Source organism: Thermobacillus composti KWC4 (genome assembly GCF_000227705.2).
GTDB lineage: Bacteria > Bacillota > Bacilli > Paenibacillales > Paenibacillaceae > Thermobacillus > Thermobacillus xylanilyticus.
Window position 1 is genome coordinate 2,917,101 of record NC_019897.1, and the last position, 11,311, is coordinate 2,928,411.

Genomic DNA, 11,311 nt, shown 5'->3' on the forward strand with positions numbered 1-11,311 from the left:
GTTAATATAAGCAATTTTGCTCGGGTTGTTACAGATATTCTGAGCGATTGTTGACTGGCAGCATCTTACCATACAAATGACTCTTTAGGAATATTTGTAATGACTAGTTCTTTCCCAAGAGCACTTCCTCCGGCATTATGCTGAATCCGATACTCTTCCATATGGTATTGTGCGTATACATTTCTAATCAGTTCACAATCATCATAAGTAACAATCCAAGGGTTATCTTTTAAATGTTTGCTTATTATTCGCTCAAAGTTTCGATGATCATCCTCCTTAAAAAAATTAGTATAAAGTCTATATCCTTTAGCCACATATGGCGGGTCAATGTTAAAGAATGCATTGTTTTTTATTTTTTTCAGATGTTTAGTTATTAATTCACTAGCATCATAATTAAACAGATAAATTCTATCCTTAAGCAACGCAACTTTCTCTATTCTTTTACTAAGATCCGTTTTATTAAAGCGACAATCGAGTTTATATTTTCCAGCTTGTGATTGCCCGCCAATTGGACCTCCTTTTATAATTCCAGAGTAGTTTACACGATTTAAGAATAAAGTAGCAAACCCATCACTGAGGGTGTCTGCAGAAGGATCATTATAAATTGCAAGTTGCCTTTTTCTTTCCTCAATTGTAATGGGGGTATCATATATCTTTTTCACCAGTTCATCAGTAAAGTGGAATAGTGAATACCAAAAGTTATATATATGCCTGTCATAATCATTTAGTACCGCCGTACTCACAATTCCATTGCTCAGCAAGCCAATCCCAATACTAAATCCACCAGCAAAAGGCTCTACATACGTTCTACAATCGTAATTATTTTTCTCAATGAGCCTAACAACCCTCTTGTATATCTTATTTTTCCCACCCGGGTAACGTAGAGGTGAAAAAGAAGTCGCCATCATTTACCTCTCATAATCAAGTTTCTGTAATCCAAGAAAGTGTTAGGCAACCAATCTGACAAATCAATAGGGTTTAAGTACATTTTATTAGTACTGCTAATTGGTTTTTTTAGGATTGGCGGAATAACCTCAAATTCAATTTTTCCCATCTGAGATAAATCCGGATCTTCTGAGATAAGCTTCTCAAGCGGGACAAGCCATTCCTTTTGCTCTTTTATTGAATAGCCATAAGGTAAAGTCCCATTCTTGGCATAATTCAACAATTGCAGCCCAAGTTCTCTATTAAAATAACGATGACTTCTTTGATTCCAAAAGTTATCAAGGCAGTTCTTACATGAACGGGAACAATCACATTTAGAGAGGATATTTTGTGCAGTCTCTAGTATATCTCCAAGATGTTGTCCAATCATAGATGAATAGCCTGCACCACTAGATAGATTATCATAGAAGTACATCTCAATATGTGAATTCCCATCATCTTTTATTCTCGGACGCCAACCACCACTAATCTCGTTATAATCAATGTCAAGGACTATAGACACTGCTTTTTTTAGAGCCTCATGCAGCGTTGTTACTGCAGACGAAAAAATGCTTTTCTCCTCTGCACTACTGTTGCTAACTAGCTTTTTTGTGTCATATGAAATATCCAACATAAACATATCTGTCAAAAATTCAAACCCTAAGAATACATTATTTGCTACCTCATCATGATTACACACACGGCTATCATGATACGGCTGAGATACCAAAGTACGTCCAGGATTGCTTGGATCTGATATTTCTGCTCCGCCACATTTCTTGCATATATTAAAACCGTGCTTGTTATTCCCCATATTAACAGTTAGTACTTTTCTATTGGACAATTTTGCATAGCTAATCTTGCTTTCTCCAAACTGTTCAAGTTTTTCGTCCTCTGGTACATAGGCATAATAGGGCATTTCTGTAAAAGAGTATTCTTCGCTCTCATCTTCATATCTAACCGCATCACCTCTTTCAGGCGCAAATCCCCAGGGACGCAACATTTTCTTTCGTTCAATCGACGCATGACAATAAGGACAACTTGATCGTGCATAATCTTCTTTATCTACACCAAACCAATTGCATTCTGAGCAAATAATAATATCGTGATAATAGTCACTATTCGTAAAGTAAAACTCAGCTTGATTTGTTTCATATCCTCGCGGTCTTGGATTGGCATAGATGCCACCACTTTTATATATTTTTTTATCAATAGTTACAAACCTTCCCGGAGCATATTCACTAAGCGCTAATGCAATATCCCTTTCAGGGGCATATTGAATTTCACGATTATTCCTTCCGTGACTCGAACCTTTCTCTACGTAAAACTTTACGACATTCTTTGGAAATGAGTAGGACGGAATATACCCCTCACGATAAAACACATCAAAAGCAGATGCTTCTTCATACTCACTGATTTTATTTTCATCCAACACATTTTCTTTAATCTCTTTAAATTTTCTTATAGATTCATCCATGTAAGGCTGTGTTGCACTAGTAGATTTGACATACTGAATGTATTTTTCGCCATAATCCTTACAAAAACTGATTATTCCAATATCAGCTATGCTGTCGAATTGTGTCCTCATCTCTTCTGTGGACATGAATCCATTTAGAGCCATCATGTTGTAATGTCGTTGCTTTATCTTTGGATTGTTGCGATCAATCCATGGTTTTCGTGGAGGACCAGATATCATTTCATTTGGGTGAATGAAATAATGATGGTCATGTGGTCCACCTAAAGCATATGTGACCACTGTGGAAACCCCCGCATTTCTTCGTCCTGCTCGGCCAGCTCTCTGCTGATAGTTTTCCCTCATCGGAGGGATGTTCCGAAGGCCTACAGAAGTCAAAGCACCAATATCAATCCCAACTTCCATCGTTGTTGTACAACTTAATACATCAATTGAATCCTCTCCAGACTCTCCTGCACATATATCTTGGAACTGCATCTCATACTTTTCCGTTCTGCTCCAAGTGTCACTTCTTGTTTCTTTATGCGTCAATTGAGCAGTATGTTCTTCTGTTCTGATTTTTTGAATCTGAAACCCTTCACTTAGAGCATTTAGTATTGGAATTCTCCAAAAATCAAAACGAGACAAATCTTCTGCAGTAATAGCTACAACCTCCGTTGAAACAAAGCAAGCACCACAATACTCCCCAATTTTAAACGGTGAAATCTTACCGCACTTTATGCATCGATACCATGAGAAATTCTCATCTGTAGATACTATCTTTACCGATGAAAGTTTGATATAGTACCTATTATTTCTTGATGACCTTGCAAAGAAGTTATCCCTTATTAGTTCTATGGTTTTTTTCATTTTGGGCAAATCAATGTCAAGAACCTCTTGAATTCGACTTAATAATTCTCCATCTATGTCAGAAATAAAAGCCGAGTTCAATCCAAATTCTCGAGACTTGCTACGTCCTGGTAACTGTTTACGAACTTCATCTGGTATCATTTCTCCAATCGCAGCTGCTTCATCCATTACGTCCCAGAACAACAACACCATCGTCTGATACAGAAGTTCTTTATCAATTTCAATTCCTTCATCTTCAATATCTTCTATTAAGTAGTTGAATTGTTTGTTCGTGGGCGCAAGAAATCCAAGCCCAATATCTTTAAAAGAACGCGGACTTTCTGTAAAGAACATCAGCAAATGTTCGTAGTATTCTTCTGGCAACGACTGAAATTCCCTAGCCATTTCTTCAAAATCAATTTTACCGCCTCGCCCTAAAATTCGATTTTTCCTTTTTTCGAATTTCTGTTTATGTTCTTCAAATATTTGCTTGTCTCCGGCATTAAAGAAAGAAAGTCTATGATAATTGCAAATCTCCAAAAATGCCGGGTATAGCTCACTGAGCGAGTATTCCTTTTCGCTGTTTTGCATCAACTGAGATGCAAGAATAACTGCCTGTCGGAAAGCATCTGCATCAGATGACTTTGACAAATCACGGGCAAGTTTGGCAGCATTCTGTCTGGAATCGGAAAACAAAAGGACCTTTTTTCCTTGATTTATCAAGTTCCTCTTTTGAGGCGGTTGCAGTTCGAACTGGACTTTAGTCAAATTGTAAAAAGGAATATTTCCTTTTGTGGCAAGGTCGATTGGTTTCTTTAAAGTCATATTCTTACAGCACTTGGGACATTTATTAAAAGTATAAGCTTTGGTTTTTTTATCTTCGGTATCGTTGTAAATTACCTTTAGAAGACTATCATCATTTTGAGGCGTTAAGTACAATTTTCCTGTTAATGGGTCAAGATATCCCAACTTTTCATCTTTTCTTCTCTTATGGTTGGATGGAACAATATACAACAGCATTGCATTAAGGGAATCCTCATCACCGACCAAGCCAGGCCGAGGAAATACATACCAATATGGTTGACCATCTTCTTTTTTGAAAAATACACGAAAATATAAAGCCCCACACTTAATATGGTTGACGAGTTCATAAACTCGCCCACCACATTCGCATTTTTCTTTTGGTATTGATATAACTTTTCCCAAAGGAAGTTTCTCACTTTCAGAATAATACGCATTCTTGCATTTTGGATTTGAACACGCATAAATTCCCTGTAAGCCACGCAAAAACATGTGCAAACGAACAGGAAATAAAATGTTATCGTTTTTCTGAGCAAGAGGAACTAAGGCAAGTAACGCATCCAGTGCATTTCCTGCATGTCTATGATCACCAAATAGTTGTTCTCTTAGAAAACTATATGAATTCGCACCATCTCGACAAAGCTTTTTCAGTTTTACGAAGGCTTCATATTTCGGCAGATTCTCATAGAGCCAAGCTTGTGCTTGCTCATTATCAATGTTTTCTGGCAAAGTTTGATTAAATACAGTTTTTGCGAATGTTTTAATTTTTTTCGCGATACCTTCCCCATAAGCTTGTTCTGATCCGATCGAGGCAAGAAGTTCGACATCTGTGATTACTTCGTATTTATCTGGGATATCTTCCTTTTCTCCGAATAAAAACATACAACCGGTATGCTCTTTTCCAGTTAGCCCCGTGTAAAATGCATTTATAGCATCATGGTCATTCTCAGGCATGCTAGCCGTGGTCAAAATAAACTGAACTCTCTCAATAGTTATATTCAAGCGATTGAATAATCGCTCCAGTAACAAGGCGATTTCTCCACCACTTGATCCGCGATACATATGTGCTTCATCCAAGACTACAAGAAGCTTATTTTCTCTTGATGCTTCAAGCCATTGTCTAGTTTTCTCCCATATATTCGATTCCCGCTGGCGCATCAGCATAAATTCCAACATAGAGTAGTTGGTAATTAAAATATCCGGAGGAAATACCTGCATTTCAAACCTTGTGATAAGTTCAGCATCAAAGGGATCAGGATTTTGAATATTATTTTCCAAATTGTTGATAAATTTTTCTACCCCTTTTTCTCCACCATATCTAGCAGGGTATTTGTGTATACTTTGAAGCCCTTTAATATTGTTTCGTTGCTTTTCCTGGATTGCTTCATCAGCTGACTTATCCACTAAGTAATTTGCACGAAAAGTTTGTGCGAGTTCACGGTTACTAGATGTCTTGGACTCACCAGAGTAAGGGGTTCTGCCTGTGTACATTCCAAAATGAGGGATACGTTCAGCATTTGTTTCGGTAGTAAAAATATCTTTAAATTTCTCATTACCCAGTATTTTTCTAATTCTTGAGAGTTGATCTGATACAAGCGCGTTCATAGGATAAATGACTAGCGTCCGTACCGCATCCATCTTAAACGTATTCGGGCGTTTTTTTGCTTCTTCAAATGCTTTAGCAAGTATCGGCCAAAGGAAACACTCTGTTTTACCAGAACCCGTCCCCGTTGAAACAAACAAATCTTTTCCAGACAAGAAAGATTCCAATGCCTTTACTTGATGTACAAAGGGATCAGGATATACTCCTAAGTTTGCATCCGCAAGTTTTATAAATGCCTCTTTAACACCCGGTTCAATGGAATGTGAATTTTTAATACCATCCGGGAGTTTCTTGTAAGATGCTGATGTTTCAATAAAAGGCTCGCGTGCAATATTGGAATAATTGTTACACTTCTCGCCTAAAAGATCGTTTTCATATAACAGTAAGGTTTCACTGTTGGCAAGATAGTCTGACTTTATATAGTTTCTCAACCGATCTCTAATAGCCTGATAATAGAATTGAACACCGTTTGAATTGTGCATAATTACTAACCTCCTATTACTTTTATACCAAGGTTACTTAGTAATGCTGTTATATCGGCGATAAACTCTTTCTTGAACAAAAAATTGGTTTTGTTGAAAGCATTATTATACGGCCATGACATCAATAAAAGAAAAAAATACTCTCTATTAGGCAAGTGTCCGTTCAACTTTAAAACCACATAACTGTCGTCCTTATCAATCAATTTGGCAATTGATGGATTGCTATAGTAAGCTTTTAAGGCGTAATATAATCGTCTATACTCAAATGAGGACAGTGAATCACCTTTCATTTCTCCAACTTCATTTGCGAATAAGATGGCACCAGTGGGTTCTCTAACGACTCTGTAATAGGAATTATGTTCAACAGTTCGAGCAACTGAATAATCAGTTACTATATTTCCAGACCAAGAATGTGAAATGGCTTTTTTCGATAATGGATTGAAAAACTGCAGTTCCTCTATTCTGATATCCGCTTCATAAAATTCAGCAATGTTATATTTTGCATGAACATAATCTGTTACTGATAACTCATCTCTAATTAAGAGTTCTCTGGTAGTTACTGAGTATTCTGTTGGTGAAGTAAATAATCCAAGTCCATTAACTGTATATAATTTGTTAGGAATCCCAAAGTATAAAGATGTGTTGCCAATATTCAAGGATCGCCCAAAATAAGCCGTTTGATTGCGATTGTTTTCATTAGTGATAAGATAACCTGTTTCTTCATAGACTCTACGCATATGGACTGGAAATCTGAGGTTAGGGTTATTTGAATCGATAAATTTATCAATAATACCTGGAAAAAGTTCGTTGTATCTTTGCATCAGTTCATTGATAACTAGAGTTTGATTGTGTTTTGTTGACCCATACTCTCCATTATTTGCTGTCCATAAGCACCAAAGCCCTAATGAAGAGTAAAGCAATCTGTACGTAAATGAATTCTCCGATTCACCAAAATACCGATTTATTCTCATATCATTGGACATCGATATTAATAATTCATTCATTGAGCAAACCACCCTAATAGTAAATTCTTAATTGGACACCGCCCTGCGTGACCAGCATATTTGTTCAATTGATTGGAAATATTATAAGGGTTTATCTGTAAGACATCAGTACAATACGGAAGTATTTCAAATGCTAATAACCGGCAGAGATCATCTTCATTTTTTACGTAAGAGCAATAGCGTTCAACTAAGCTTTGCCTAAAATCTAATTCCATAAGGATTTGTTTTAATATTCTTTGATATCTATTCCATTCGTAATTTAGTTCGAACACTTTGCTCTGTTCTTCTAGGCTCGAAGGATCTTCAGTTAAATTGACTGTCAAAGATAGCGCACTTATTCGATCCAAGTTAAGGTAACGACAGTATTCAAGAAACTCTTTTGAAACATAGTTGAGAGTCCTGTTGTAGGCAACTGTAAGAAAGATGATCTTATCTCTATGTTTCTCGAAAATCGGTATCAATTCAGTTTCATTAAAGTTTCCTAGAAAATTGGCCAAGCCAACAATTCGATCTGCTGTACTAAAAAAATGATTGATATGAGTTGAAGTTATATTTTGATAGTAAACAAGCATTTTAGCATTTTGATTTCCTATAAGTGTATTTGCGGTACACTTAATTAGATTCAATCCAACTTTGTGACTTATGATTATTGGGAACCCTTGAAACAGCACTTCACTTAAGTGTTCTATTAGAAGCCTGAAATACTCAGTGTTCTTCGTTAACCCAATATTTTCAAGGTTATATGATAAGTATTCTTTAAATTCGTCAATATCAGAAGGAGATTTGGGTATTGGCAGTTCACTAATATTTTCAATAATTTGTTCTTGATCAATTTCAATTCGGATACTTTCATTCTTTTCGGTTAGAATGCACGCATCTTTAATTTCGCTTAGTTCACCAGACATAATCTCGATTTTCTTTTGAAGCATTGCATTCTCATTTAATAAAAATTCAATTCGTTTTTGATTATCGTCTATAGTATCCGCATAATCCTCAACTGCCACAATTTTCTTCTTTATTTCGTTAATTTCAGCGGAACTTTTCTTTAACTGTTCCTCAACCGAATCTCTTTGCTTACCTCTGCTGGAATCAAGATTTACTTTTAGAGTTCGAAGATCAGATTCCAGGAGCCTTAATTCTTTTTCAATGTTTTCTTTTACTTCCTTAATTACAGAAGTTTCTTTGTATATATTAATGAACGCACTTAAGAATCCTATATATTCTTCAGAATAATTCTCATTGACAAGCTTAAAGTACAGCTGAGTATTATTTGAAAAGTTTGACTGAGATAGTGCTTTTATTATTGCAACTTCTTTACTGTTACCTTCTTGTATGCACATATTAATTTGCTCTTGCGTTATTGATACCCAATCATGAATATGCTGCTCAATGAGATTTGAGATGAAATTGTGATTATGAAAGTTAAGCAAAATATATTCAACATGACGTTTCGTTAGTTTGTTTGGTCTAAAGCCTCGACGAACTTTCGCAAATTCTTTTGGGTATCTTGAAAAATATGAAATTGCATTCTGATGAGGTATTAAGGAACATATGAATTGCAATTCTTCTTTTGATAATTGAGGAAGATACTTCATAATAGCCCCTCCTCAATATAATGTCTTACCACTGTATTTATTTTTCCATCAATCTCACATTTTTTAATATACTGAAGTGCGAGTGTACTTAGTCTATTTTGATCGATTTTTGATTCATCAAAATTCTCTGTTTTTTTATAATGAGCGAGAATGTCGTTGAGTAACTCATTTCCGCACTTAACGTGATGTTCATCCTGAACAATGTAAGTGACAGGATAGTTATGTTTATAACCAATAATTAAAGAATCAGGGGTCATATATACCGTTTGATTAACCGTCAATTGAGATACTCCATAACAGTTGAACATAAAGTACGATAATCCATCCTCAGGAACTTTGAACACATTCGCTTTTCTCGCGTAACTTTGAATATGTTTTTTATTGAATGTTATAGAATCTTTTTTTTCTATTATTATCTCAGCGTTTTTCTTGAATATAATTGACTGCGGTAACAGATTTATTCTTGAAACATTTGATGTTACAAGTCGGATATTCTCTCTGGGGACATTAGTATTTCCTTTTGGAATCAAGTTAAAGCTGGAATATACGTAAATATAATCAGCGTTCACATTGCATTTATTGTCCGTAAGATAAGTAGGAGGCCAAAGAATCGTTAATGCCTCACTTGTCTCCGCTTTATAATTCCATGATTTTAGTAATGAAACCAAATTTTTTGATAAATATTTAATACTCAATACCATCCCTATAAATCTCATATCCATTGTTTTAAATTCGAAAGTATCTTCTACATCAAATTCATTCAAAAGAAACTGATTCTTTAAGCTCGATTTCTTTAGCGGAAAAACAACAACGTATTTTATATTTGTATAAAGCACACCTCCTCTCACATATTTACATCTACCTGCTTGGTCATGTCCCATCATTCTGAAAAAGATTGGAGTGTTACTCCGACTAAAAAACAGACGCTTGCTCGTTTCCTCTTCGCTTGAAAAGGATAGATAATAAGATGATGAAAATCTCGCAAGAGGGAATAGTGTAACAGTATCTGGTGCAAAATTTTCTCGGTTAATTTTGATTTTTAATAATGTTCTGTTCTTATCCTCGGTATTGAGTTCTATAAAGACGTTATTTTTCTCGCAATCTTCTATCTCATCCACACTAAATCGCAAACCTAAGCAAAAATTTCTATTTTTATTGTCAAAGTATATCTCTCCAACTTCACGGCTTTCTCTCTTGAAAGACAATCTATCTGTATTTCCAGTTAATTGACCTAAATAGTATTCACATTCGACATTATTGTTTCCTCTATGATGTCTAAAATGAACTGATCTTTCTGTGCTATAAGCAGCCGCAACATAGACCTCTTCTTCACAAACAACGCACACATACCGATTTGGCTCAAATCCTTGATTTATTGCTGCTTCTTTTGCAGTAACAACCATTTGAAGTTTTCTATCATAAGCTTTACGTATTGTATTTTGCGTGCCCTTTCGCATAACATCAATCTCCAATCGAAATCCGGGCAATTAGCATTTACAAATCAATCAATATTGTATTACTTGCCTTATTGCCTACCTATTCCTTCAGGACTATAAATTCAACATACATCAAGTAATCCTATGCCTCATTTCCATGAAGATGAAGTCCTCAGGAAAACAGGTTCAAACATATCAGTACCTCAAATCAATTCCAAATGAAATTATCCCAAATAAATATTCTCATTGTGCCAAAGAAAAAATGCTTTGCCGGTCGTTCATCAAATCTATCAGGAATTACCGCCAGCTTCTTCCCATGAAAAGCGTAATACTCGCGTCCGTCGCCATATTCTTCTTTAATTCGCTTGCTAACCTCAATTCTCAGTTCCTCATTCACTGTGATGTATCCGCGATCAAATAATGCATGGAAATCTCTTCGGAGCAACAACCCATTACTGGTTAAATGGGGACCCTTTTCAGAATAGGTTTGATATGGGCTGCTTCCAATGCTGGGAGCGTATTACCACCAATAATAGCACCAACGGCGATGATACGCCTCTGTAACCAATATCTTAAATGTTCCTTGGCATATTCTCGGATATACGATTCGACCGGGCCCATATCGAGCAATGCTTCCACTTACAGTATTTGGTTCGGGTTGATCAATTTGACGCTCATTTAAAACATTCATAACATTATCGTACAATTGCATTACCCAATGGTGTGTTTGTATCGTAAGTTTTTCGAACCATATTTTTATATTCATTCCAATCTTCTGGCGCTGGAATCCAATTTTCTCGACTAAAAAAGAATGGCTTTGACAAGATAATGCAACCGAATTTTTGGATCAGGGGTCCGTTCTGTAATCACTATTACGATATTTATAAATTGCATTCCTGAATGCCTTGTGATTTGGCATTCCATTTTTGTTTTAAAAGCTTCCCATGCCAAAGAAAGTGGCAAAAAAACATGCCGAACAAAGAAACCGCCGCCCACAATGAAGTTCGATGGACTGTGCAATTTAAACAAGAACAGCTCATTCGGTTTAAGTGCTCTGAATCCTTGTTTTCCACCTGGACGCCAAAAGTTCAATTCGTCTGGCTGTTCTCTGACAAGAAAATTGAACCAATCACTATCAGTCAAATTTACATAAATCTTCATCGT

General features: G+C 35.9%; 7 protein-coding genes. All 7 read right to left on the bottom strand.

From position 1 onward, the window contains the following. Positions 1 to 65 precede the first annotated feature (65 nt). The 7 genes from THECO_RS21185 to THECO_RS22030 all read right to left on the bottom strand — a co-directional run bounded on the left by THECO_RS21185 (position 66) and on the right by THECO_RS22030 (position 11,308). The gene (locus THECO_RS21185; RefSeq protein ID WP_198285728.1) at positions 66 to 908 is read right to left on the bottom strand and encodes a DNA adenine methylase; all 843 of its coding nucleotides are present in this window, start codon (positions 906 to 908) and stop codon (positions 66 to 68) included. Then, on the bottom strand, positions 905 to 6,112 hold the full coding sequence (locus tag THECO_RS21190) for a DEAD/DEAH box helicase (RefSeq protein WP_015255632.1): 5,208 nt from the start codon (positions 6,110 to 6,112) through the stop codon (positions 905 to 907). Before THECO_RS21190 ends, THECO_RS21185 begins: the two co-directional genes overlap by 4 nt. A 5-nt stretch (positions 6,113 to 6,117) precedes the next feature. Further along, positions 6,118 to 7,116: a hypothetical protein gene (locus THECO_RS21195; RefSeq protein ID WP_015255633.1), complete on the bottom strand. Its 999-nt coding sequence runs from the start codon at positions 7,114 to 7,116 to the stop codon at positions 6,118 to 6,120. Then, on the bottom strand, positions 7,113 to 8,711 hold the full coding sequence (locus THECO_RS13625; RefSeq protein ID WP_015255634.1) for a hypothetical protein: 1,599 nt from the start codon (positions 8,709 to 8,711) through the stop codon (positions 7,113 to 7,115). Before THECO_RS13625 ends, THECO_RS21195 begins: the two co-directional genes overlap by 4 nt. Beyond that, complete coding sequence (locus THECO_RS21765; RefSeq protein ID WP_015255635.1) at positions 8,708 to 10,168, bottom strand: hypothetical protein; 1,461 nt, start codon at positions 10,166 to 10,168, stop codon at positions 8,708 to 8,710. The genes THECO_RS13625 and THECO_RS21765 overlap by 4 nt, the downstream gene beginning before the upstream one ends. Before the next feature lie 187 nt (positions 10,169 to 10,355). After that, entirely contained in the window at positions 10,356 to 10,544 is a 189-nt protein-coding gene (locus THECO_RS22025; RefSeq protein ID WP_232427686.1) for a hypothetical protein, read from the bottom strand. 404 nt (positions 10,545 to 10,948) lie between these two features. Continuing rightward, positions 10,949 to 11,308 carry a hypothetical protein gene (locus THECO_RS22030; protein WP_198285730.1) on the bottom strand — a complete coding sequence of 120 codons (360 nt, stop codon included), beginning with the start codon at positions 11,306 to 11,308 and terminating at the stop codon, positions 10,949 to 10,951. Positions 11,309 to 11,311 lie beyond the last annotated feature (3 nt).

Excerpts from the sequence above, each read along its gene's own strand:
- THECO_RS22030 (WP_198285730.1), bottom strand. The coding sequence starts at position 11,308 with ATGAAGATTTATGTAAATTTGACTGATAGTGATTGGTTCAATTTTCTT.
- THECO_RS21765 (WP_015255635.1), bottom strand. The coding sequence starts at position 10,168 with ATGCGAAAGGGCACGCAAAATACAATACGTAAAGCTTATGATAGAAAA.
- THECO_RS13625 (WP_015255634.1), bottom strand. The coding sequence starts at position 8,711 with ATGAAGTATCTTCCTCAATTATCAAAAGAAGAATTGCAATTCATATGT.
- THECO_RS21190 (WP_015255632.1), bottom strand. The coding sequence starts at position 6,112 with ATGCACAATTCAAACGGTGTTCAATTCTATTATCAGGCTATTAGAGAT.
- THECO_RS21185 (WP_198285728.1), bottom strand. The coding sequence starts at position 908 with ATGATGGCGACTTCTTTTTCACCTCTACGTTACCCGGGTGGGAAAAAT.
- THECO_RS21195 (WP_015255633.1), bottom strand. The coding sequence starts at position 7,116 with ATGAATGAATTATTAATATCGATGTCCAATGATATGAGAATAAATCGG.